General features: G+C 37.4%; 26 protein-coding genes. 16 read left to right on the plus strand and 10 right to left on the minus strand.

Going from position 1 to position 22,313, the window contains the following annotated elements; all coding sequences use genetic code 11:
• Positions 1-2 precede the first annotated feature (2 nt).
• Positions 3-1,109 (minus strand): NAD(P)/FAD-dependent oxidoreductase, encoded by a 1,107-nt coding sequence (locus C1E58_RS10965; RefSeq protein ID WP_105210355.1) that lies wholly within the window; start codon positions 1,107-1,109, stop codon positions 3-5.
• Between the two features lie 85 nt (positions 1,110-1,194).
• On the opposite strand from C1E58_RS10965, the gene C1E58_RS10970 reads away from it, so the two are divergent.
• The 6 genes from C1E58_RS10970 to C1E58_RS10995 all read left to right on the plus strand — a co-directional run bounded on the left by C1E58_RS10970 (position 1,195) and on the right by C1E58_RS10995 (position 6,671).
• Complete coding sequence (locus C1E58_RS10970; RefSeq protein WP_105210356.1) at positions 1,195-1,815, plus strand: GDSL-type esterase/lipase family protein; 621 nt, start codon at positions 1,195-1,197, stop codon at positions 1,813-1,815.
• 38 nt (positions 1,816-1,853) lie between these two features.
• Positions 1,854-2,396 carry a signal peptidase I gene (lepB, locus tag C1E58_RS10975; protein ID WP_105210357.1) on the plus strand — a complete coding sequence of 181 codons (543 nt, stop codon included), beginning with the start codon at positions 1,854-1,856 and terminating at the stop codon, positions 2,394-2,396.
• 183 nt (positions 2,397-2,579) lie between these two features.
• On the plus strand, positions 2,580-4,391 hold the full coding sequence (gene glmS / locus C1E58_RS10980) for a glutamine--fructose-6-phosphate transaminase (isomerizing) (protein WP_105210358.1): 1,812 nt from the start codon (positions 2,580-2,582) through the stop codon (positions 4,389-4,391).
• A gap of 139 nt (positions 4,392-4,530) precedes the next feature.
• The gene (locus C1E58_RS10985; protein WP_105114857.1) at positions 4,531-5,172 is read left to right on the plus strand and encodes an amino acid ABC transporter permease; all 642 of its coding nucleotides are present in this window, start codon (positions 4,531-4,533) and stop codon (positions 5,170-5,172) included.
• A 9-nt stretch (positions 5,173-5,181) separates the two neighbouring features.
• Positions 5,182-5,814 carry an amino acid ABC transporter ATP-binding protein gene (locus tag C1E58_RS10990; RefSeq protein ID WP_105210359.1) on the plus strand — a complete coding sequence of 211 codons (633 nt, stop codon included), beginning with the start codon at positions 5,182-5,184 and terminating at the stop codon, positions 5,812-5,814.
• A gap of 26 nt (positions 5,815-5,840) precedes the next feature.
• Positions 5,841-6,671: an amino acid ABC transporter substrate-binding protein gene (locus C1E58_RS10995; RefSeq protein ID WP_193441746.1), complete on the plus strand. Its 831-nt coding sequence runs from the start codon at positions 5,841-5,843 to the stop codon at positions 6,669-6,671.
• A gap of 172 nt (positions 6,672-6,843) precedes the next feature.
• Here the strand turns inward: C1E58_RS10995 and C1E58_RS11000 are convergent, their stop codons facing one another.
• Genes C1E58_RS11000 through C1E58_RS11010 form a run of 3 tightly spaced genes read right to left on the minus strand, consistent with a single transcriptional unit; the run spans position 6,844 to position 9,319 of the window.
• Positions 6,844-8,037 carry a cation diffusion facilitator family transporter gene (locus C1E58_RS11000; RefSeq protein ID WP_105210360.1) on the minus strand — a complete coding sequence of 398 codons (1,194 nt, stop codon included), beginning with the start codon at positions 8,035-8,037 and terminating at the stop codon, positions 6,844-6,846.
• Positions 8,038-8,095: 58 nt separating this feature from the next.
• Positions 8,096-8,557 (minus strand): threonine/serine exporter family protein, encoded by a 462-nt coding sequence (locus C1E58_RS11005; protein WP_105114854.1) that lies wholly within the window; start codon positions 8,555-8,557, stop codon positions 8,096-8,098.
• Positions 8,558-8,560: 3 nt separating this feature from the next.
• Entirely contained in the window at positions 8,561-9,319 is a 759-nt protein-coding gene (locus tag C1E58_RS11010; protein WP_105114853.1) for a threonine/serine exporter family protein, read from the minus strand.
• Between the two features lie 154 nt (positions 9,320-9,473).
• On the opposite strand from C1E58_RS11010, the gene C1E58_RS11015 reads away from it, so the two are divergent.
• Entirely contained in the window at positions 9,474-9,926 is a 453-nt protein-coding gene (locus C1E58_RS11015; RefSeq protein ID WP_105114852.1) for a MarR family winged helix-turn-helix transcriptional regulator, read from the plus strand.
• A gap of 4 nt (positions 9,927-9,930) precedes the next feature.
• A complete protein-coding gene (locus tag C1E58_RS11020; RefSeq protein WP_105114851.1) occupies positions 9,931-10,290 on the plus strand; it encodes a DUF1304 domain-containing protein in 360 nt (119 codons plus the stop codon).
• 35 nt (positions 10,291-10,325) lie between these two features.
• Here the strand turns inward: C1E58_RS11020 and C1E58_RS11025 are convergent, their stop codons facing one another.
• The 6 genes from C1E58_RS11025 to C1E58_RS11050 form a co-directional block, all read right to left on the minus strand.
• Positions 10,326-11,180, minus strand: a complete 855-nt coding sequence (locus tag C1E58_RS11025) for a DUF4097 family beta strand repeat-containing protein (RefSeq protein ID WP_105114850.1) — start codon at positions 11,178-11,180, stop codon at positions 10,326-10,328.
• Positions 11,167-11,745 carry a DUF1700 domain-containing protein gene (locus C1E58_RS11030; protein WP_105210361.1) on the minus strand — a complete coding sequence of 193 codons (579 nt, stop codon included), beginning with the start codon at positions 11,743-11,745 and terminating at the stop codon, positions 11,167-11,169. The genes C1E58_RS11025 and C1E58_RS11030 overlap by 14 nt, the downstream gene beginning before the upstream one ends.
• Positions 11,746-11,756: 11 nt before the next feature.
• Positions 11,757-12,869, minus strand: a complete 1,113-nt coding sequence (locus tag C1E58_RS11035) for a DUF1700 domain-containing protein (RefSeq protein WP_105210362.1) — start codon at positions 12,867-12,869, stop codon at positions 11,757-11,759.
• Positions 12,866-13,183, minus strand: a complete 318-nt coding sequence (locus C1E58_RS11040) for a PadR family transcriptional regulator (protein WP_105114847.1) — start codon at positions 13,181-13,183, stop codon at positions 12,866-12,868. The genes C1E58_RS11035 and C1E58_RS11040 overlap by 4 nt, the downstream gene beginning before the upstream one ends.
• A gap of 323 nt (positions 13,184-13,506) precedes the next feature.
• Complete coding sequence (locus tag C1E58_RS11045; protein ID WP_105114846.1) at positions 13,507-14,583, minus strand: sensor histidine kinase; 1,077 nt, start codon at positions 14,581-14,583, stop codon at positions 13,507-13,509.
• The gene (locus C1E58_RS11050; protein ID WP_105210363.1) at positions 14,568-15,239 is read right to left on the minus strand and encodes a response regulator transcription factor; all 672 of its coding nucleotides are present in this window, start codon (positions 15,237-15,239) and stop codon (positions 14,568-14,570) included. The genes C1E58_RS11045 and C1E58_RS11050 overlap by 16 nt, the downstream gene beginning before the upstream one ends.
• Positions 15,240-15,674: 435 nt before the next feature.
• Between C1E58_RS11050 and C1E58_RS11055 the strand changes: the two genes are divergently transcribed.
• From C1E58_RS11055 to C1E58_RS11090, 8 genes are all read left to right on the plus strand, one after another.
• A complete protein-coding gene (locus C1E58_RS11055) occupies positions 15,675-15,803 on the plus strand; it encodes a lasso RiPP family leader peptide-containing protein (protein ID WP_161951317.1) in 129 nt (42 codons plus the stop codon).
• A gap of 85 nt (positions 15,804-15,888) precedes the next feature.
• A complete protein-coding gene (locus C1E58_RS11060) occupies positions 15,889-17,652 on the plus strand; it encodes an asparagine synthase-related protein (protein WP_105210365.1) in 1,764 nt (587 codons plus the stop codon).
• Entirely contained in the window at positions 17,642-17,908 is a 267-nt protein-coding gene (locus tag C1E58_RS11065; RefSeq protein WP_044981414.1) for a PqqD family peptide modification chaperone, read from the plus strand. Before C1E58_RS11060 ends, C1E58_RS11065 begins: the two co-directional genes overlap by 11 nt.
• Positions 17,905-18,327 (plus strand): lasso peptide biosynthesis B2 protein, encoded by a 423-nt coding sequence (locus tag C1E58_RS11070; protein ID WP_105210366.1) that lies wholly within the window; start codon positions 17,905-17,907, stop codon positions 18,325-18,327. Before C1E58_RS11065 ends, C1E58_RS11070 begins: the two co-directional genes overlap by 4 nt.
• Positions 18,324-19,031, plus strand: a complete 708-nt coding sequence (locus tag C1E58_RS11075) for an ABC transporter ATP-binding protein (protein WP_024380656.1) — start codon at positions 18,324-18,326, stop codon at positions 19,029-19,031. Before C1E58_RS11070 ends, C1E58_RS11075 begins: the two co-directional genes overlap by 4 nt.
• Before the next feature lie 6 nt (positions 19,032-19,037).
• Entirely contained in the window at positions 19,038-19,838 is an 801-nt protein-coding gene (locus C1E58_RS11080) for a hypothetical protein (protein ID WP_105210367.1), read from the plus strand.
• Positions 19,831-20,520 carry a hypothetical protein gene (locus C1E58_RS11085; RefSeq protein ID WP_044981420.1) on the plus strand — a complete coding sequence of 230 codons (690 nt, stop codon included), beginning with the start codon at positions 19,831-19,833 and terminating at the stop codon, positions 20,518-20,520. Before C1E58_RS11080 ends, C1E58_RS11085 begins: the two co-directional genes overlap by 8 nt.
• On the plus strand, positions 20,513-22,276 hold the full coding sequence (locus C1E58_RS11090; protein WP_105114842.1) for an ABC transporter ATP-binding protein: 1,764 nt from the start codon (positions 20,513-20,515) through the stop codon (positions 22,274-22,276). Before C1E58_RS11085 ends, C1E58_RS11090 begins: the two co-directional genes overlap by 8 nt.
• Positions 22,277-22,313 lie beyond the last annotated feature (37 nt).

Consider the following 22,313-nt stretch of genomic DNA (forward strand, 5'->3'; position numbering starts at 1 on the left):
TATCATTTTTGAATGTAGTTATTAGGTGAATAGGCTGTGCGGTCGAAGTTGGTATCTTTTTCTAAGATTTCTTGGGCAATTTGCCAGCCTATGAATGGACCGTTTGTCAAACCAGACGAACCTAAACCACTGGCAACCCAGACGTTCTTCATATCCTCAATAGTGCCATAAAATGGTGCATAGTTTGACGTATAGGCACGGGTTCCAATCCGTGTTCTAGCGACTGGATAATTGGCCAAATCTGGCATAAAGTCAGCAGCCTTTTCTTGCATGGCTTGAATTTTTTCGGGGTCAAGAGTCAGGTCGTAGCCCATATTGTCTTCGTGCGTTGCACCCACGATGATTTTACCATTTTCAAATGGCAGTATATCAATTTGCCCATAGGGCATGCAGACTGGCCAGTTGTTGGTATCGTGTTTGGTGTCTAATTCCAACAATTGTCCTTTTTGTGGTCGGACGTCCACCTGATAACCAAGAGGTTCTAGGATATGTGGTAGCCAGGCACCTGTAGCTAGGATGATGTGGTCAGCTGTCAGCTCTTGTCCATCTAGTTCTATAGTGTGAGCGTCTAGCAATTTTGCCTGTCCTTGTAGAAGCGCTCCGCCATTTTTCAAAACCTCTTCCTGCAAAATGTCAATCAAACGCCCACCATCGATACGGCCGCCTCCTTCTAAATGAATGCCGTAAAAGTCAGATTTGAGCGGTGGGAGATAATCGCTGATTTCTTCGCCTTGCAAGCTTGTAATTTGCCCAATGGTGGGAGTATCTACACGGCGGTCTTCCGCAATCTTTTGGATTTTTTCTAGCAATTCTGGCTTGCTCTTCAAGCCGATTGTTCCAGTTTGCTTGAAAGGGATGTCCTTGGCTCCAGTAGCCTCTAAATCTGCGACTAATTTGCGATAGAAGACTGCGCCTTCGGAAGTTAGTTTATACCAATCTTTATTTTTCTTTTGGGCCATCCAAGGGCAGATAATCCCAGCAGCAGCACGAGTAGCAGTGCCGACACCATGGTCAATGAGGGTTAGGTTGATAGTTTCATCTTGGGAGAGGTAGAAGGCGGCTGTTGAGCCGACAATCCCTCCGCCTATAATCATCACGTTTTTTTTCATATGTTCATTATATCACAAATTCAGAAGTTTATTTATTTTTTTCAAGATGGTACAATAGATAAATAAGAAAAACAGAGGAGTTCACGTGTCAGATATTATGTATCCAGAGGTCCTGACAGTCGGAAGTGGGGCCATAAAAGTTGCAACAGTTGGCGATAGCCTGACCTACGGTTACGGACTGGAGAACCGTGAAAAAGATGCCTATCCCTGTATTTTAGCAGAGAAGCTGGGGCATCTTTATCAGGTGTCCAATTTCGGCTTGAGTGGTCGTTCGCTTCAGTCAACGTCTGATTATCCCTATTTTAAAGAGAAAAATGCCCAGTTGTCCCTTGAGAGCGAGGCGGACATTGTCATTATCATGATTGGTAGCAATGACAGCCGTGGTCTATACTGGAATAAGGAGCGATTTATTAGCGAATATAGGGAAATGGCAGAGCGGTACTTGAGTTTGCCTAGCCAACCAGATCTTTACTTGGTCATTCCACCTTTCGTGCCAACCAGTCGCTTCGGGCTCAATAATCAGATTATTGAAGACGAATTGCAAACCATTATTGCAGCAATTGGTCAGGAATTGGATGTGCCAGTCATCAATCTCTATCCCTTAACCAAGGGCCATTTGGAATATTATAGCGATGGCTTGCACTTGACACCTCTTGGAAATCAAGTCATTGCAGAGGAAATATACCATCATCTTATCAATGGATAGCCTGAGTTTATGGTATAATAGTATTGATTGGAGAGATTATGGTAAAGAGAGATTTAGTAAAGCAGCTAAGTTTGGTCATTCTGTTGATTTTAGGGTTGATTGGTTTGAGAGTATGGTTTTTTGAACCAGTAACCATCACATCCCAGATGGCAAATGACTATATCAAAGAAGGCGACTTTATTGTAACTGTTCGCAAGGCTGACTTAACACATGGGGATTTCGTTCTCTATAGGCATGAAGGTAAAGAATATGTCAGTCGCATTATAGCCATAGAAGACGAAACAGTTACATATATGGATGATGTCTTATATAAAAACGATGTGATTGTTGCAGAGAATTATTTGCATACTCCGTCTTCTCAAGAGAGTTATACAGAAGATTTCAATCTCACAACCCTGACTGGTGGCCAACATATCAGTATTCCCAAAAAGCATTATCTGGTTCTGAACGACGTTCGGACAAATAGACAGGACAGCCGTAGCTTTGGTTTAATTGCTGAAAAACAGATTATTGGGCGACTGACCTTCCGTTTAAGTCCCCTCTCAGAATTTGGTTTTATTAAGACAGGACTGGTCCAGTAGGGCTGGTCTTTTTTCAATCAATTTTCTGGTTTATTTTCAAAATCTGACTAGACCAATTTTTTTCTTGACAACACATATGACTTGTTATATACTGATTTCACTGGTCTTTTTTTGGAAAAAGTTGACTAGACCAATTTATGAAAAATGAAAGCCGATGTTAAGAAACATCGTAGGTGAAATGATATGTGTGGAATCGTTGGTGTTGTTGGAAATACAAACGCAACTGATATTTTAATTCAAGGACTTGAAAAATTAGAATACCGTGGTTATGATTCAGCAGGTATTTTCGTAACAGGTGGGGAGCAGGCTCACTTGGTAAAAGCAGTAGGTCGCATTGCTGAATTATCAGCAAAAGTTGGCGATAAGACTGAGGGAACAACAGGAATTGGGCATACTCGCTGGGCGACTCATGGTAAACCAACTGAGAACAACGCTCATCCACATACTTCTCAAACTGCTGGACATATCCTTGTTCATAACGGTGTGATTGAAAACTATGCGGAAATCAAAGAGGAATATCTTGCAGGTCATGACTTGAAAGGTCAGACGGACACAGAGATTGCTGTGCACTTGATTGGTCAATTCGCTGAGGAAGGTCTGTCTACTTTGGAAGCTTTCAAAAAGGCTCTTCATATCATCCAAGGTTCCTATGCTTTTGCCTTGATTGATGCTAATGATGCAGATACTATTTACGTTGCCAAAAATAAATCTCCGCTTTTGATTGGTTTGGGCGATGGCTATAACATGGTCTGCTCAGATGCCATGGCTATGATTCGTGAAACAAGTGAATACATGGAAATTCACGATAAAGAATTGGTTATCGTGAAAAAACATAGTGTTGAAGTCATGGACTATGATGGCAATGCCATTGAACGTGGTAGTTATACGGCTGAATTGGACTTGTCAGATATTGGTAAGGGAACGTATCCATACTACATGCTCAAGGAGATTGATGAGCAACCAACTGTTATGCGTAAGTTGATTAGCGCCTATACAAATGAAGCTGGTCAGGTAACAGTTGATGCGGATATTATCAAGGCAGTACAAGATGCTGACCGTATCTATATCCTAGCTGCTGGAACTTCCTATCACGCAGGATTTGCCGCAAAAGACTTCTTGGAAAAATTGACAGATACACCAGTAGAGTTGGGAATTTCATCTGAGTGGGGTTACAATATGCCGCTTTTGAGCAAAAAGCCACTCTTTGTCATGATTAGCCAGTCAGGTGAAACTGCTGATAGCCGTCAGGTATTGGTTAAAGCGAATGAAATGGGTATCCCAAGTCTGACAGTGACAAACGTACCTGGCTCAACATTGTCACGTGAAGCGACCTATACTATGTTGCTCCATGCAGGACCAGAAATTGCGGTAGCTTCTACAAAAGCCTACACTGCACAGATTGCAACTTTGGCAATCTTGGCTAAGGCTGTCGGTGATGCAAATGGCAATGCCTATGCCAAAGAATTTGATTTGGTGCATGAATTGTCCATCGTTGCCCAATCTATCGAAGCAAGCTTGTCTGAAAAAGATGTGATTGCTGAAAAAGTTGAAAAACTCTTATCAACCACTCGCAATGCTTTCTATATCGGTCGTGGTAGTGATTACTATGTATCTATGGAAGCAAGTTTGAAATTGAAAGAAATTTCCTACATCCAATGTGAAGGCTTTGCAGCTGGTGAATTGAAACACGGTACTATTTCCTTGATTGAAGACGGTGTGCCTGTCTTGGCCTTGATTTCAAATCATCCACACCTTGCAAGCCATACTCGCGGAAACATCCAAGAAGTTGTGGCGCGTGGTGCAAATGTCTTGACGATTGTCGATGAGGCAGTAGCTAAGGAAGATGATGACATTACTGTGACAACTGTTCACCCATTCTTGTCAGCCATTGCAATGGTTGTTCCAACACAATTGATTGCTTACTATGCAACATTGCAACGTGGTTTGGATGTCGATAAGCCTCGTAACTTGGCAAAATCCGTAACAGTTGAATAATGTAAAAGGTCGTTTATCGGCCTTTTTTTGCAAGATTATGCAGAAAAAATGAAAAAATATTTAAAAATATAAAAAATTCTTTGAAATACATGAAATTTTCTGCTATACTAGAACCTAATCATTCTTTTAGGAGAAGACTATGGATTATGTTTTGGAAGTTCTGCCCAGTTTATTAAATGGCGCGATGGTTTCCCTGCAAGTATTTTTTCTAGTATTGCTATTATCCTTGCCTTTGGGTGCAATTCTCGCCTTCTTAATGCAGATGAAGTTCAAACCTTTGCAATGGCTCTTGCATTTTTATGTTTTAATCATGCGTGGGACTCCATTGCTCTTGCAATTGATTTTTGTTTATTATGTTTTACCAAGTGTCGGTATAACATTTGACCGTATGCCAGCTGTTATTCTGGCCTTTACCCTCAACTATGCGGCTTATTTCTCAGAGATTTTCCGAGGAGGTATTGAAGCCATTCCAAAAGGTCAGTATGAAGCCGCTAAGGTCTTGAAATTTACCCCCGTTCAGACCATTCGTTATATAGTCTTGCCACAAGTTGTGAAAATTGTCCTGCCAAGTGTTTTCAATGAAGTCATGACCTTGGTCAAGGATACATCCTTGGTCTATGCCTTGGGTGTCAGTGACCTCTTGCTTGCCAGTCGTACAGCAGCCAACCGTGATGCTAGCTTGGCACCTATGTTTATCGCTGGAGCTATTTATCTCTTGATGATTGGTGCTGTAACCCTTGTTTCTAAGCAGGTAGAAAAGAAATTTGACTATTATAGATAGGAGGAAGTCATGTTAGAACTACGCAATCTATCCAAACGATTTGATAATAAACAGATTTTCTCCGACTATGATTTGGTCATTCCAGAGGGGAAAATCGTTGCCATCGTTGGTCAATCAGGTGGTGGAAAGACAACTCTTTTACGGATGTTGGCTGGTTTGGAAACCATTGATTCAGGTACTCTGATTTACAATGGTCAGGAACTGCCACTTGAGGAGTTGGGTAAACGACATCTGCTGGGCTTTGTCTTCCAAGACTTCCAGCTTTTCCCACACCTATCCGTATTGGAAAACTTGGTTCTCTCTCCTATGAAAACGCAGAAAATGACGCGTTCAGAGGCGGAAGACAAGGCCCTTAAACTCTTGGATACTCTTGGCCTAGCTAACCACGCTACTGCCTATCCGTTTTCACTGTCGGGTGGACAAAAGCAACGTGTGGCTTTGGCGCGTGCTATGATGATTGATCCTGAGATTATCGGCTATGACGAACCAACCTCTGCCCTAGATCCTGAATTGAGAAAAGAAGTAGAAAAACTCATTCTTGAAAATAGGGCTACTGGAATCACGCAAATTGTGGTCACCCACGATATGCAGTTTGCTGAAAATATCGCAGATGAAATCATCAAAATTGAACCAAAACACTAAGAAAAGGAACAAATATGATGATGAATATGAAAAAAATGATGCTTGGAGCTGCGGCTCTTGTAACGACTTTTGCCCTTGCTGCTTGTGGCTCAAGCCAGTCAACGACCAAGTCTGATAATTGGTCAACTTACGAATCTGAAAAGTCCATCACAATTGGTTTTGACAAGACTTTTGTCCCTATGGGATTTGAAGAAACAGACGGTAGCTATACTGGATTTGATATTGATTTGGCAACAGCGGTATTTGAAAAATATGGTATTACTGTTGAATGGCAGCCAATTGACTGGGATTTGAAAGAAACTGAATTGAACAATGGTAACATTGATTTAATCTGGAATGGATATTCTGTTACGGATGAGCGTAAGGAAAAGGTTCTCTTCACAGATCCTTACATGGATAATCAACAAGTCTTGGTGACAAAAAAATCTTCTAATATCAGTCAAGTGTCTGATATGAAAGATAAGATTTTGGGGGCACAAGCTGGTTCTTCAGGTTATTCAGTCTTTGAATCACAACCAGCCATTTTGAAAGATATTGTGCAAAACAATGACGCCAGTCAATATGCAACGTTTAATGAAGCTTTGATTGACTTGAAAAATGACCGTATCGATGGTCTCTTGATTGACCGAGTATATGCCAATTACTACTTGCAACAAGAGGGAATCATCGCAGACTACAACATCATTGATGCTGGCTATGAAAACGAAGCTTTTGCGGTAGGTGCTCGTAAGTCAGATACGACACTGGTTGAAAACATCAATAAAGCCTTTACAGAATTATATAGCGATGGAACTTTCCAAGAAATTTCTCAGAAATGGTTTGGTGAAGATGTTGCTACAGACGCAGTAAAAAACTAATAATATAATATAAGAAAAAGAGCCATGTGCTCTTTTTGTATAGTCGAATGAAGAGCTTTCAGACAAGGAACTGAGGTGCAGGCAGTACTGGAGTACGGCAAGCCGAAAGTGACGATGTATCAAAGCAAATTCAAATGACTATCTGTCCAAATGAAAAGCCTGGTCTGAATGACTAGGCTTGTTTTTTTGAAATTTGATGGAAGATGACTGTCCAGTTTTCGTGACGTCGCCAGAGGGATGTGTGGACATAGTCACCGATTTCAAAGGTGACCAGTTTGGATTTCTGGCTGATAGAGGTCATCTGGTAATTGGATAGGTAGGTGGATTGTACAGGATGGGATTGAAGCATTTCAATTTTATTAAGGTAGCGCCCCTTGGCGTCTATTAGTAAATAATTCTCATCTATGAGGTTTTCATAGCCAACTTCGTGCGCTTGGATTTCTGATTCGAAGCGGTAGAGTTTGTCAAAGACATGTTCAAAGATTTCATCATGGGGGATGTCAGAAGGTTCGACATGGATATCTACATCAAAAACACCATGTTTTAGTGTGAGGAGTTGCTCCACTTGTTCTGTAATTTCATGGCTTTCGTAGACGGACAAATCGGGATTCATTTCTAAGACAATGTCCAGATAGATATTGGCACCGTAGGTTCTACCACGTTGTGACTTGACGGCAACAACTTTAGGAAGTTTGAGAATATCTTCTTCGTATTTGTGGAGGAGCTCTTCATCAAAGCCGTCTGATAGTGTAAAGAAACTTTCCATGAATATATCGTAGGCTGTTTTTAAGATGAAGAAGGTAATGACAACCGCAGCGAATTTATCGACGATGGGGAAATTGAAGGCAGCTGCAATGATGGCGATGGATGTTCCGATAGAGGTTACGGCATCAGATAGGTTATCCTTTGCAGCAGCTTCTAAGGCTTTTGAATGAACTCTCTTAGCCAGTGATTTGTTATAAAGATAAACGCCAATCATAACAAGGGCTGAGAAAATCCCAACTATAGCACCCGTCATATCAATTTCGACAGGCTGGTTGCTCATGATTTTGATGAAAGTAGAGTAGAGAACTTGAAACCCAACCACAAACATGATAAAGGATGTAATGAGGCTTGCCAAGTCTTCCATTTTCCAATGTCCAAACTTGTGGTCTGTATCAGCTGGTTTTTGAGCCATTCGCAGTCCGATAAGGACAGCTACATTGCCGATAATATCCGAAATATTGTTAAAGGCATCGGCGGTCAAAGCGTCCGAATGGAAGATGTGGCCCGCAGCCAACTTAATTCCAGAGAGGATAATGTAGGCTGAAATGGAAATGATGGCACCACGCTCGGCAAGTTTTAAATTCTGAATTTGTTGGTTCATAGCTCCTCCTAAACATATTCATTTATTCTAACAAAAAGTCTACCCAGTTTCAAGAAACTTAGATAGACTTTTCTGGTGATGATTTCGTTTGCAGATAGCGGTAGAGTTGCAGCAAGACTGTTCCGCTGGCCATGCCGATTGGGATGACTAAGGCTAATGTGAGAACAGTGGTGGTATTGACCAAGGCTTCTTTGTAACTTCCAGATACAAACTGTGTCGTTGTCAGATAGGCTCTGTAGCCTGGGACAAGAGGTGCTAGGATGGCCAGTGAAAAAATAACTGATGGTGTTTTGAGGACGATGCTCATGATTTGGCTGATGCAAGAACCGATTATAGCAGCAATAAAGGTTGCAATGACAACATTTGTCGGACCGAGGAGGAGTAGGTAGAGTAGCCAGACAACCATACCTAATATGCCTCCGGGAATCAGCAATTGTTTTTGGACATTAAGAACGATAAGAAAGGCAACGATCGCAATATATGAAGCCACAGCCTGTAAGAAAAAATGAAGTAGATTCATAATTCACCCCACAATCAATAGTGCAACAGTTGTTCCTGCTCCTAAAGAGAGGATGACAAGCAGTGTTTGAAAAATCTTTGTCAAGCCGGTATTGAGGTGATTGGTCATCAAATCTCTAACGGCATTTGTAAATGCTATACCAGGAACAAAGGGCATGACCGCACCAGCATTGATCATATTAGGATTAAGGGCTAGATCTGTATAATTTGCCAGTAGCAAAGCTAGGAGAGAGAAGACCAAGGCACCTACAAATTTAGATACAAATTCGATTCCGATTAGACGGTCAATCAGGAGGGAGCAGGGGAAGGCGACAAGGGTTACAAAAGCGGTTGCGACAGCCTCCAAAGGATTACCACCTACCATGATAGTAAAAAATGGTGCAGCTAGGACAGCAGCTAGAATGGTTTGAAGTTGAGTATAGGGGAGGGGTTGGTTGCGAATAGAAGTTAATTCTTCTAGTGCTCGTTTTAAGCTGACCTGTCCAGCGGTTAAGGAGCGTGAAACCTGGTTGACCTGACAGACTTTTTGCATATCGTGCACTGGGTTGACAATCCGTTTCATCCGAGAGATGTTCGTATGGTCAATGGAAAAGAAGATGGCAGCAGGAATAGCCAAAACGTTGACTGCTTCAATCCCTTGTGATTTAGCAATACGAATCATGGTATCTTCAACACGGTGGATTTCAGCACCGCTTTGTAAGAGAATGGCCCCAGCTAGCATGAGCACATCAATGGCTAAGTTGAGTTCTTTTGATTCTTCCATAGCTTACTTCCTCCCATTGTTTTAGAACTATTATACCAAAACTTGATTTTCATATGAAAAAGTTACACAAAGTTGAGCAAAATTCTTGAAAAATATTCGTTTTCCATTATAATTGATTTATCAACTGTTGATAAATCAACAAAAGGAGAGAAGTATGGAACAACTTTCTCAGTTACTCTACCAAATAAAACTTGCGGATGAGGCTGTGACCAGTTTATTTGAAAAGCAGTTGGGTATTAGTTTGACCCGCTATCAGCTTTTACAGCATTTACTGGAAGATTTTCCTTGTTCCCAGCAGGTTTTACAGGAAAAACTTCAAATTGACCGCGCGGCCATTACCCGTCATCTAAAGGTGTTGGAGGAAAATGGCTATATCAGTAGAGAACGTAATCCTGAAAATCAGCGGGAAATGCTGGTTCAACCCACCCAGCTCGCTTGGAATGATTTACAGGTCCATCCACCAGCCCAGCACCTAGCTGTGAAAGCAGCCATGGCAGACATTTTATCTGAGAGTGAAGAAGAACAGTTGAGCTATCTTCTGGAGAAATTAGTTTCAGGTCTTCAAACCCTCCCAGTTGAAACAGTTATTGAAGAAAAAGGAGAATAAATCTATGTCCATTTTTACAACTATTTTAGCAAGTATCGTAGCTCTTGAGCATCTTTACATCATGTATCTTGAAACCTTTGCAACCCAGTCTGAAAAGACAAGCCAGACATTTGGTATGGATCAAGAAGAATTATCACGTCAATCTGTTTCGGCTTTGTTTAAAAATCAGGGTGTCTATAATGGTCTAGTAGCAATATTTCTTTTTTACGGAATTTTCACAGGCAACCTTGAGATTACGACTATTTTTGTCTTGTTTGTTATTGCTGCAGCTGTGTACGGGGCAATATCTTCCAATCCTAAAATCCTATTAAAACAAGGTGGACCAGCCATCTTGGCCCTGATTTCTATTTTGTTGTTTAAATAAGTTAAAAAGCCTTCCGTGAGGAGGGCTTTTTGCAATTACCGAATAGTCAATTCTCCATCCAGTGTAGAGATGAAGAGGTAATTATTGGCTTGGGTATTGGAATATGCTGGCAGTTCTATTCTGTTATTATTTTGACTGGCATCTATGTAGAGGTCCATTTTTGTTTGTGAATGAAGAGAGATGTCGATTGAGCCATTGTAATTGCTGATGTCATGTCTTCCTTCTAGTTTTAGATTTTCTGCTTTAAAATCCCCATCCTCAATCGTTAGGCTACTGCCAACAGTATTGAAAATGTCTTTCGGACTTGTTAATGTGGAATGATTGATTGTTACATCTCCATTTAGGTGTGATAAATGAGTATAGCTGATGTGACTGTTTTCAATCAACATGTCACCATCTTCTACTGTGAGTTCCAGATTTTGAATGGTCACTTTATCCAGATACAAATCTCCCTGAAGGCTACCTGCGAGTGATTCGATTGTGCTATTTTTTGGGACTTCTAAGACAGGTTGGTGGTAGGCGACATTTTGGTCATTGACAAGATTTAAGATTGGTTCGAGTAAACCATCATAAGAAACGATACCTTGAAATGCACTAGAAATGGTTAACTTTCCATCTTGAACTTGGTGGCTGAGGAGGTCGATGTCTTTATGCTGATTTCGATAGTAGTGGAGGTGGAATTGGTTGTCAGGCGAAGGCATGATGGACAGTCGTTCATTAACTTCTATTTCCCTAATGTCACTAAAACTGGCTGTTTGTGGCTGGAAGTAGTTTTCTGAGACAGTTCTCATATTTGTCCATCCGCCAGCTAGGAAACCGATGAGGCTGAGAATGGCTCCAAGACTGAGCAGGTTCAGAATGATTTTCGTAAATGGTTTAAGCTCTTTCATGATAATCTCCTTTGCGAATGGTTCTTTGTATCCAGTGTAAAACAAACAAGAAGGTTTTGCTTCCAAGGTCTAGAGTGAATTTACTACCCAAGAGGGTGAGTGCCAAACAGATGAGGGCTAGCCCTGTGAAGAGGAGGGAGGAGGACCACGAGAGCGTGAAGAGGTCGAAGGCGAGGAGAAGTTGGGCGATTGCTAGACTGAGGAGGACAATCCAAAGTGATATTAGGAGTAGAAAGGCACTGAGGATGAACAGGAGTAGGGTAATGAAGAGGGCAACTAGGGTGATTGCTAGGGGAATGCCTATTGGTGCGGCAAGGATGGCGAGGATGGTCAACCAGACCATATTACGGGTATTTGGCTTATCTTCCGTCCGCTCTTTTTCGTAGAGGGTCGCTAGAATTTCACTTGCGGCTTCTTTAGGACTGCCCAATTCTTGAATAGCTTCTTCGTCGTTTTCTTTCTCATCGAAAAATTCATTAAAATAGTCCACGGTATCTTGAAAATCTTCTTTTGGCAAATGTTTGAGATGTTTTTCAAGTTTCTGCAAATATTCCTTGCGATTCATAGGAACCTCCTTTATCCTACAGTAAGTTGGCAGTCTTGACAATGGATGGTCAACTGAGCAGGGCTATTTTCTTGCTTGTAGCTGAGATGAGTGATATCACCCTCTTTCATCATTGTAAACGCCTTATCCTTTGGAAGTTTAAGGCTAGAATCTTCCTCCCAGATGTCCAAACTGATGTCTGTATTTGGTTTAAAGGTTAGAACAGAATCTTCAGCCTGACAGTTTAGGCTCTTTTCAAGGACAAAATCCTTTAACTTCCAGACACAATCTTCTAATCTTATCCTTGCATCTGAAAGGCTCATGCTTGAGAGAGTGATAACAGCATCACTGGCTTCCAATGTCAACTCGTCCATTCGTCCATCGGAGATAGTTAGTGTAGCGTCCTCTAACCTTAGGGCAGAGCTTGGACAGCTCACTTTCGTCATGCTGATGCTGCTATCTTCTGCATTGATGACGATCTGTTCGCTCGCCTGCACAGCCGCCATCGTCAGACTACTATCTGTCGTTTTCAGATTGAGATTGGTAAGGGGCAGGAGTTTTTCAGGGATTTTGAGAATAGCAGAGCTGGTTTGCTGGTTGGAAAAGTAGAGGTGGTCTGGGAGTGGCTTGCTAGATAGGTACAAACTATCTTGGACTAGTTGATAGTCAAAAGCCTGATAGGACCTCTCTTCAGAAAATGGATTATGCAATACTACCTTGTCACCCTCATAGCTTTGCACACTAAGAGCTTGGTCTTCGAGAATAATCTGTAAACTTGCAAAATCAGGTAATTCTTCAATCTTCGCCGTCAATTCAATCCTTTCCCTAGCTTGAAAGGCTGAATGTTTGAAATTGTTGAAAAAACCATCCCAGTCAAATTGAAAGTCGAAGTCAAAATCGAAATCAAATGCTTTAGTTGATTGTGAAGTGCCTTGGTCTTTCTCGGTGATGAGGGCATCTTCGGGCAGGTTGGCTATGATTTCCTTTGCAGCTTCTTCAGCTGTTCCGAGTTCGCTAATAGCTGCCAGGTCATCCGCTTTTTCATCGAAATATTCATTGAAGTAGTCCAGAGCTTCCTGTCTGGCACTTGGATGGAGTTGAGATAGTGCTTGTTCTAGTTGGTTCAGATAATCTGCGCGTGTCATTTTCGTAGGCTCCCTTCTATAATTCCGTCAATATGGTCTTTGTAGGTATTCCATTCAGCCTGCAGGAAGGGGATGTGTTCACGTCCAGCAGGTGTGATGGTATAGTATTTCCGCTTTCTCCCTTGAAATTCTTGGGTATAGGTGGTAACGTAGCCAGCCTTTTCCAGTTTTTTCAAGATAGGGTAGAGCGTGGACTCCTTTATGTCAGCAACTATCTTGATGGTCTGACTGATTTCGTAGCCATAGGAATCCTGTTTTTCCACAATGGCTAAGACTAGAAATTCTATCAAGATAGAGGATACGGGGTAGTACATAAACTCACCTCTTTATCTTTATGTAAATTATTTATATATAAATTATATACCTATTATTTGCTAAAATCAAGTAATTATATAAAATTTTTATATATTTTTAAAACAAGTAAAAAACACCCCTTCTGTGAGCAGAGGAGTTGCCTGATTTGAATTGATTAGTAAGCCATCATAATAGCATAAAAAAACTATCTTTGTGAACATCCTTTTCGATAAAATTATTGAAAATTAACCGAAAATTAAACATATCCAATTGAGAGCGGGAATCCCTGTTAGAAGGTTAACAGGGAAATCAATGATTCATCAACCATAAGTCTTACAGATATCTAGACTGGAATGTAAATAGTGACAAGAGCACCATTCTCGGAATTACTCAAATTTACTTGTCCTCCATGAATTTTTGCTACCCGCTTAACAAATGCTAATCCAATTCCGAAATGACTTCCTTGCTCTGAATTTGTTGCCTGTTTGTCTTGATAGAATAGTAACCCATATTTCTCTAGTAAATTCTCCGAGAATGAAGAATCGCTATTCCATATGGAAATATAAAATTTATTATCTATTAACTTGTAGTCTACTCTTATTACTGGATAATTACTTTTGGAATGGTCAATCGCATTATTGATAATATTTAGGATAGCTCGTAGGAATAGGTTTAGATTAAGCGTTAAATAGATAGGGATTGGTAGGTTGTTTGAAAATTGAATATTAGCTTTTTTGTCAGTAATTAGCCTAATTTCTTGTTCAAATAATTCAAGTAAGTAATCCGAAGACAAACTCTCCCAATTGGAAGTATCATTATAGAATGTTTTAGAGTAATTGATGAGCTGGTTAAAGTATCTATTAAGTTGTTGGCTGGCAAGTTCGATATCTCCTAAACATTGCCCAATATTTCCAGTAATATCCATAGACTGTAAAAATTGAGCATTTCCTTGAATAACTGTTAAAGGTGTTTTCAGATCATGCGCTGCAGCTGAGACTTGAAACATCAGCTCCTTTTTTTGCTGTTTTTCAGATTGAATCATTTTTTTTATCGTTGACTGCATTTCCTGAATTTTTTGTCTTGTTTCAATCAGTTCAATTAAGGTTAACTTAGCTAGGTCATGTTCATTTGTATCAACCAGTAGACTTTGATTATAAACAATGTTTGTCTCTTGCCTTATCTTTTCTAAAAGATTACTCATATTTTTAGCAATAATAGAAAACAAAATTAGACTAATATAAATCCAAGAAATCGTACTGAAATAGATAGTAAACGCACCTGCATTTTTTTCAGTAATATTAGTAAATGCAGTAAACAACATTGGTAGCAAGTAAAATAGAAAAAGACTAATAAGGAATTGCTTTAATATCTTAAAATATGTCTGTTTAATCAGTTGGTTAAAAGTCAGAGCGTTATCCACTGATAACCACCTCCCCAGATCGTTTTAATTGGATTAATTTCATAAGGTTTTAATTTTTGCCTGATTTGGTATACATACTCTGTAATTGATCGCCCCTGAGTTTCAGAATCATGAGGGTAAAGATAATCAAAGAGTTCGTTATTTGAAAATATTTTATTTGGATTGCTGGAGAGTAACAAAATTAATTGAAACTCTCTTTTTGTAGTGGGAATATGTATATCCGCAATTCTAAGTTCTTCTTTAATTTTATCAATTGCGAGAGGTCCAAACTGTAGAATATCACTAGAATTGTTATTGCGTACTTCTCTACGGATATGCATCTGTACTCTTGCTACTAGTTCAGGTATGCTGAATGGCTTTGTGATATAGTCATCTGCACCGGACTGTATGCCATATACAATATCCTCTTCTAAATTTTTAGCTGTTAGAAATATGATTGGAACAGGGATAAATTCTCGGATATACTTACAGATTTCAATTCCACTGTGGGGCATCATGATGTCTAAAATAATTAAATCATAGCCGATAAAATGACATATATCAATTTCTGGAATAGCAGTTCGCGTATCGACGACAAAGTTTTTATTCTCTAGAACATTTTGAATGAGTCTTAGAATAGCGGTATCATCATCTATGACTAGGACTTTATATTTCATGATTGCCTCTCCTTTGAAAATATATTCTAATCATATTGTACCATATTTACCCCGGTAATGATATAGGGGTGATAATAATCTAAATAATACAGACTTCTTATGAAAATTAGTATATAGTCTGTTACGTATACCGCTATTATATTACAATGCGATAATCTAGAATCAAAAAAATTACATAGAAATCAGAAATTCTGATATTTTTCTGATAGTTGTTTTGTAGAATATGAAATGTAGATGACGAGTTGTCATCTACCCTAATAGTTACCATTAGGGATTAGGAATTATTCTATAGCATGTTTTCTGAGAGTAGTCCAAAACTCCAAATCAATATATATAGTAAGTTAAATCAATTTGCTCAGGATTTAGCAGGTAAACATAGTTGTTACTAGATTGAAATTGCTATAGGGTAGTATGAATAATAGGAAGGAGAATGTTATGTACCAAAAACCAACTATTACAAAAATCGGTAGCTATCGAAATTTGACAAATGGTGCAGGTGGTGCACGTGAACGTGATTTACTTGGCTTCCGTGCGTTGATTGTTATTCACTGGCCATGGTTGTAATATAAAAATATAGATAATGAGCGGAGAGTGAGCAACTCCGCTTATTGTTTATATCATTGGTATAAAGCATAAAACATAAATCGTTATGAAAGTTAATATTATTGTAGCCAAAAATCAAGTTATTACAGCTGATATGTTGCTAGACGAACTGATTAATTTAGATAAAGTTAATGTCTATACTGCTGATAATTTATTAATGGTAGTGAAACATCAAAGTGATTCTGAAGAAATTAGTAATTTTTTAGCGAGAGAAGATTTGAACTTTGAAATGCTTGAGGATAATCTCAGTAAATTAAAAAAACATACATCTTTTATAGCAGTTACAAAAGAGAATCACCTTATAGCCAGTGGTGACTTTAATAACTGTAATCCAATATATTATCTAGAAAGAAATGAAGAATTATTTGTTTCATTTCATCCTGAATTAATTTCTAATCTTACAAAGCAAAAATTAAATAAAACTTATTTTGCCTTACGTATCGTAAACTTTGAGACTATATATCCATTTAGTGAGTTAACTCCCTGGGAGAATCTAAAGCTTATAAATAGTCGAAAAATGCTTGTAAGCTTAGAAGGTCAGATTAGTCAGATATTTCCTTGTAGAAGTAACGGTGGTAATAAAAGGATATCTGAAGTAGCAGTTGAATTACGTCAAAATGTAAAGGATGTATTACAGAAAAATTTGGGAAATCAAACCAAAATAAGTGCAGATTTATCAGGTGGTTTAGATTCAACTTCTCTTTGTTATTTTTGTAAGGATTTAGGAATAGAGTTGAATACAATTTTTCTATCTCCAGAGGATGGTGCTGATAGTGATGCTATATGGTCAGAACGAGCAAGTAAGGAAGTTTCGGCAGAGCATACGGTTTTACCGTATGGTAGCACAGTCACTTTAAACTCTTTAAATCCGTTAGATATATATAAAGCACTCCCATTTGGTCCGTCAGAATCGTTTCGCTATATAAATTTAGCTAGGAAAATTATAGAAATTGGACTAAAAAACAATATTAGTATGCATATAAATGGTCATGGTGGTGATGAGCTATTTGGTCCCCTATCTACTATGGCTTGGTCTTTGTATCATTCTAATTACCCGAATCGCCTAAAAAATTTATATGGATTTGCAAGATTAAATAAATTCAATCTTTTTAAATTCTTTAAGTCACTAGTTGATAATGAGAGTTTATCTGACAATTTGAGATGTTTAGAATGTAGAGAAATCGAACAGGTTGATTTTGATATAAAGTATAGTTCTCAATGGGTTCCAAAACCATCAGTTGCAAATTTTGTAACCCAAACAGCAAGAGAGTTAATTACCAGTTGCGCGAATTCATATGCTGAACAAAATATTGAACCATATTCGGATGATAAATCTATTCATAAAATTCTTGAAGAAGTTGAAGCTCATAGTCTTTTACAAAGAGATTTAAATGCAATGGTGCCGAATGATAAGTCATTTAGATTTCTTAGCCTGTATACAGCTTATGATATCGTGGAATCAGCATTACAATATAATATTGACGAAAGATTTAATGCAAAAGTAATTAAACCTATGTTAGCTGAGATACGTTCAGAATCTATGTCGATTGAATATTTTAAGCGAAGAGATAAAGGGGAATACACCAAATCAACCTTTACTGAATACAATAATCGTAAGAATATGTTGCAAAAAATCTTTTCTGAAGAATGTTTGATTTATAAGTTAGGGTTGGTAGACAAGGGTAAGTTATTAGAATCACTAAATAAATTTAGTGCTGATGGAGAACAGTTAGAAAACATCATGAGGATTCAAATCATTGAATACTGGCTGAGAGGTTATTGTGAAAGTGGAGGTACATATGAAATATAAGTTATCGTCAAATCTTAATATTAGTAAGACAGATGATGGTGGTAGCATAGTTTTAAATTCTAATGATGGACAGTATTACCATCTTGATCAATTAACTACGAATTTTTTAGATCTGTTAATTGAAGGTGTTTCATTTGAAGAATTTTGTAAAAATATTTCTATCAGTTATTCCGTTAAATTATCGCAGGTTATGGCAGATTATAAAGAGATATTAGAGAAACTTCAGAAATTACAAATTTTGGAGGTGGATAAATGAGCTCGCCAGTTAGAATGGAGAAGAGAACGAAATTATCAGTTAAAAACAAAATTACAGCATTTTTTTGTGCTAATGTATCATTTTTTTTAATTAAATTACCTCCTAAGAAACTATCTAAAATTATTGAGAAATTAAGTGAAAACACTCAAAATGCTACTCCAGCAGAAGTAGAAAAATGGCGTACATCTATAAATTCAATTAATGTCAGATGTGCAGGGAATGGTTGTCTACAAAGATCCGTTGCAGTTATGCTATGGGGAATAATAGCTAGGCGAACTCCGGATTGGATTTCGGGATTTCAGATATCACCATTTATAGCTCATGCATGGGTAGAAATTGATGGGGTACCAATTGGTGAAGAGATGGATTTATCTAAATTTCAAAAAATTATAATTGTAAAAGGTGGAAAAGATAAATGATACAAATTGAAAAAATTAGCAAAGGTTTTGGTGGGAAAACAGTTCTTTCAGAAGTTTCGTTTACAGCTAAAGAAGGAGAAGTGACAGCACTTATTGGTCCAAATGGATCTGGTAAATCAACCTTAATAAAAATTCTGCTTGGTTTAATTTCTCCAGATGAAGGTAGAGCGACTTTTGATGGGAAAGTATATGAAGAATTGAGTGACACTCCCTTTACATATGTTGGATCCTTTTTGGATAGTTTTCAACCCAATCCAACAAGGACGGCCTATAGTCACTTGAGGTGGATTGCTTTAACTAGTGGTATAGATAAGCAGAGATGTTTAGAATGTTTAAAAATAGTTGGCCTTCAGGATGTTGGCAATAAAAAGATAAAAGACTACTCTCTTGGGATGAAACAAAGACTGGGGCTGGCTACGGCTATTTTAGCGAATCCTAAAATACTTATTTTGGATGAACCGATTAATGGACTCGATCCAGATGGAATTAGATGGGTTAGAGAGTTTCTAAGAGAATTTGTAAGAGACGATAAAATTGTTTTAATCACAAGCCATTATATGAATGAGTTAGAACTTACGGTTGATAAAATTGTAGGACTATCTAATGGTAAGGTAGTCATTGATGGTAGTAGCAAAGATGTTCTTGAAGAATATGGCTCTTTTGAGGAAGCCTATTTTAAATCTGTTACAAATGAGATGGGGTAATGCTTTATGAAAAATACTCGTAGTGAACTATACAAAATATTATCATTGCCGATCTTTTGGATGGGGGTAGCAATTGTGATTGGAATCAGTGTATTCTTTACCTTTCAAAATATTCAAGTAATCAATGCGATAGCGAATGGTGATACAGAGATTCTTATGCTTGAAGATACAACCAGTCAATTAACAGAGTTTCAAACAGTAAGAGATGCGATATTATCTTCCCCCTATCAATCTAGTATTCTATTTTTTCCAATCTTATTTGCACTGATTCTATCTACGGAGTACAAATTTGGCCAGGAATCATTAACTAAATTATTGACACCAAAATGGCAGACGGTTTTAACAGGTCAGATTTGTTCTGGAATGATTGTAGCCAGTACGTTGACGGTTGTTCTATCTCTAATAAATAGTGCGATGCTCTATGTGATGTTAGATGAAACATTACAAGATTATCTCAATCTAAGTCTTATTTTAGAAGTAACGTTAAGAATCATTATCTTTGCCATAACATTGACATTGCTTTCAATGTTTTTAGTAAAAATAACAAGAAAGCCTATTCCATCAGTTATTGTTATTGTAAGTCTTCTTGTTATAACTTTATCAGGCGTATTGAGAGTAGTTTCTCCGACACTTGAAAATTTATTACCCCTAATAGGTGCAAAGTCATTTGCATTTGGAAGAGTAGAAAATAACAATCCTTCAGAAATGTATGGTTTGTTATTATTATTATCTCAAGCATCAATAGTAACTATTTTGATGTATATTAAAGCTTGGTATAAAAATCAGAAGGACAAGAAATATGGATGAAACAGTATATGCTCTTATTTATAAAAAATACAGTTTGAATGCGGTAAAAATACAAATTTTAAGTCAGTTACTGCTTATTCTATTTACCTGTATTCTTAGTTTGATAACATTTGAAATCAATGATAATTATATTGTTTTATCAATTAATCAAATTTTGGTAATTGCATCTTATTTATTTATGATAGGTGGCCTGATAAATGGCTCTATGGAAGTCGAGAATCCAGAATCTAAAATAGTCTATTTATTAACTGGAAACAAAAATAGTAGTACACAAAAAATCATTATTGTTGAGTTGATAGACTGTGCATTACAAGCCATTCTATCATTTTTAGTTATCGTAAGTTTCTTCACATTTAAAGGAACTATTAAAGAAGTTAGCGTAATACAGTTTATCTCTTATCTATTTAGTAGCGTTTTGTGTTTCTTCATTGCATATTATTTAACTTTATTTTTTAAGAGTTCGATGACAGCGTTAGCTACTTTGTTGCTATTTCCAATATTAGTTATCCCCTATATTGAACGTGTATTTCCTGGAGCATTACCATACATTTATTATGAAACTATTTCTGAAAGCTTCAAAATATCAGCAATATCTGCTAGTCATATCATACTATTATTGTGGAATTTGATTTTACTCCTATTAATTTATTTGAAAGTCAAAAAGAGGTTGAAAAATGAATAGTCAAAAACATTCAGAAGTCACTTTCAGGGAATTGTTAACATTACTAAAACCGTATAAAATAGCTATAAGTATTGCTTTGATTATTGCATTTATTTCGTCGACATTATCAATTTTTCAACCAATACTTCTTTCAAAAATTATTGACAATATTAACGATAATATTTTGGGGCAAACTGTAGTATTTTTCTCCCTAATAGTATTGTTATCTGCAATCCTTAACTCAATTAAGCAGTATATATTGGAGAGTATTAGTGAAAATTTAGTGAGTAGTTTACGAATTCAAATTGTGAATCGAGCAATAAAATATAAGATTGAGGTATTTGATACTAAAAAGATTGGGGATTTAGCATCAATCTTGAGTGCAGATACAGCCCAGCTAAGGGGGATTTTGAGTCAAGGAATAGTAGAATTGGTATCGCAAACATTTACAATGATATTTGCATTAATTATGATGTTTTATCTTGATGTTCAATTATTTGGTGTATCTTTGTTAGCCGTTCTCTCTCTTTTAATGTGTGGCTTGTTGCTTGGGAAAAAAACTAGACCGATTGCGAAGGATTTACAAGAAGTAGTTGGGGAGTTATCCTCTGAGTTGGAACGAACTTTGCGGGGGATTAGGACTATTCGAGCATTTTTATCAGAAGATATTTTTATTGAAAGAATGAGTTGTGTTGTAACTAATGCGACAAAAATTGGTAAAAAAGTAGCTATTTTTAAATCAATTATAAGTGGTTTTTCCAATATAGCACTACAAATAATGCTTATAACGATTATTGGAATTGGTTCAATTAGAGTTGCTACAGGGATTATATCTATTGGAAATCTAAGCGCCTTTATAATGTATGTGATGCTAGTACTGACTCCAGCTGCAATGCTAGGAGGAGTATTATCATCAATAAATGAGGGGTTGGGAGCTTATTCGAGAATTAAACTTGCATTGGAACTTCCGGTAGAAGAAGATGTAAATTCTTTAGATGTTCTTGATAAAAAAGGGAATCAGGCTTTGCAAATTAAAAATTTAACCTTTAAATATAACGACAATTCTGATAAAAACATTCTAAACAAGATTGATATTTCAGTTAATGGTCCGGGAGTGACAGCATTGGTTGGACCGTCTGGCTCAGGAAAAACAACTATATTTGAACTTATTGAAAGATTTTATGATTCAGATAATGGGTTAATAGAATTGTATGGAAATAATATTTATGATTTGCCAATTAAAGTTCTTCGTTCAAAGATAACCTTTGTGGAACAAAATGCTTCAATCTTTTCTGGCACAGTACTAGAGAATCTACAAATTGCTAATCAAAATGCTTCAAGATTTGACTGCTTGAACGCACTTAATTTGGTTAATCTTTTTCAGGATATTCCTACTGAAGAAATACTAGATAGAGTAATAGGGGAGTCTGGAATCACTTTGAGTGGTGGTGAAAAACAAAGGCTATCATTAGCTAGGGCCTTAATTTCTCCAAATGACATAATATTATTGGATGAGACTACATCAAATTTAGATAGTATAAACGAGTCGAAAATTCAACAATTAATTAAAGATTTATCTAGCAAGAAGACTGTCTTAATAATTGCTCATAGATTATCTACTATTCAAAATGCTGATTCAATTTATTTAATAAGAGAAGGCGAAGTACATGACTTCGGTACTCACCAAGAATTACTATCAAGGAATAAACTCTATAAAGAATTGGTTGAAACTCAGTTCATCAATACCGAAATATGTGGAAGTGATAAAATTGATTGAGTTAAACCTTAGATGATTTTTTCAGTAAACTAATTAG

The organism is Streptococcus suis (genome assembly GCF_002964575.1).
Lineage (GTDB): Bacteria > Bacillota > Bacilli > Lactobacillales > Streptococcaceae > Streptococcus > Streptococcus suis_R.

Excerpts from the sequence above, each read along its gene's own strand:
- C1E58_RS10965 (WP_105210355.1), bottom strand. The coding sequence starts at position 1,109 with ATGAAAAAAAACGTGATGATTATAGGCGGAGGGATTGTCGGCTCAACA.
- lepB (WP_105210357.1), top strand. The coding sequence starts at position 1,854 with ATGGTAAAGAGAGATTTAGTAAAGCAGCTAAGTTTGGTCATTCTGTTG.
- glmS (WP_105210358.1), top strand. The coding sequence starts at position 2,580 with ATGTGTGGAATCGTTGGTGTTGTTGGAAATACAAACGCAACTGATATT.
- C1E58_RS10985 (WP_105114857.1), top strand. The coding sequence starts at position 4,531 with ATGGATTATGTTTTGGAAGTTCTGCCCAGTTTATTAAATGGCGCGATG.
- C1E58_RS10990 (WP_105210359.1), top strand. The coding sequence starts at position 5,182 with ATGTTAGAACTACGCAATCTATCCAAACGATTTGATAATAAACAGATT.
- C1E58_RS10995 (WP_193441746.1), top strand. The coding sequence starts at position 5,841 with ATGAAAAAAATGATGCTTGGAGCTGCGGCTCTTGTAACGACTTTTGCC.
- C1E58_RS11000 (WP_105210360.1), bottom strand. The coding sequence starts at position 8,037 with ATGAACCAACAAATTCAGAATTTAAAACTTGCCGAGCGTGGTGCCATC.
- C1E58_RS11005 (WP_105114854.1), bottom strand. The coding sequence starts at position 8,557 with ATGAATCTACTTCATTTTTTCTTACAGGCTGTGGCTTCATATATTGCG.
- C1E58_RS11010 (WP_105114853.1), bottom strand. The coding sequence starts at position 9,319 with ATGGAAGAATCAAAAGAACTCAACTTAGCCATTGATGTGCTCATGCTA.
- C1E58_RS11015 (WP_105114852.1), top strand. The coding sequence starts at position 9,474 with ATGGAACAACTTTCTCAGTTACTCTACCAAATAAAACTTGCGGATGAG.
- C1E58_RS11020 (WP_105114851.1), top strand. The coding sequence starts at position 9,931 with ATGTCCATTTTTACAACTATTTTAGCAAGTATCGTAGCTCTTGAGCAT.
- C1E58_RS11025 (WP_105114850.1), bottom strand. The coding sequence starts at position 11,180 with ATGAAAGAGCTTAAACCATTTACGAAAATCATTCTGAACCTGCTCAGT.
- C1E58_RS11030 (WP_105210361.1), bottom strand. The coding sequence starts at position 11,745 with ATGAATCGCAAGGAATATTTGCAGAAACTTGAAAAACATCTCAAACAT.
- C1E58_RS11035 (WP_105210362.1), bottom strand. The coding sequence starts at position 12,869 with ATGACACGCGCAGATTATCTGAACCAACTAGAACAAGCACTATCTCAA.
- C1E58_RS11040 (WP_105114847.1), bottom strand. The coding sequence starts at position 13,183 with ATGTACTACCCCGTATCCTCTATCTTGATAGAATTTCTAGTCTTAGCC.
- C1E58_RS11050 (WP_105210363.1), bottom strand. The coding sequence starts at position 15,239 with ATGAAATATAAAGTCCTAGTCATAGATGATGATACCGCTATTCTAAGA.
- C1E58_RS11055 (WP_161951317.1), top strand. The coding sequence starts at position 15,675 with ATGTACCAAAAACCAACTATTACAAAAATCGGTAGCTATCGAAATTTG.
- C1E58_RS11060 (WP_105210365.1), top strand. The coding sequence starts at position 15,889 with ATGAAAGTTAATATTATTGTAGCCAAAAATCAAGTTATTACAGCTGAT.
- C1E58_RS11065 (WP_044981414.1), top strand. The coding sequence starts at position 17,642 with ATGAAATATAAGTTATCGTCAAATCTTAATATTAGTAAGACAGATGAT.
- C1E58_RS11070 (WP_105210366.1), top strand. The coding sequence starts at position 17,905 with ATGAGCTCGCCAGTTAGAATGGAGAAGAGAACGAAATTATCAGTTAAA.
- C1E58_RS11075 (WP_024380656.1), top strand. The coding sequence starts at position 18,324 with ATGATACAAATTGAAAAAATTAGCAAAGGTTTTGGTGGGAAAACAGTT.
- C1E58_RS11080 (WP_105210367.1), top strand. The coding sequence starts at position 19,038 with ATGAAAAATACTCGTAGTGAACTATACAAAATATTATCATTGCCGATC.
- C1E58_RS11085 (WP_044981420.1), top strand. The coding sequence starts at position 19,831 with ATGGATGAAACAGTATATGCTCTTATTTATAAAAAATACAGTTTGAAT.
- C1E58_RS11090 (WP_105114842.1), top strand. The coding sequence starts at position 20,513 with ATGAATAGTCAAAAACATTCAGAAGTCACTTTCAGGGAATTGTTAACA.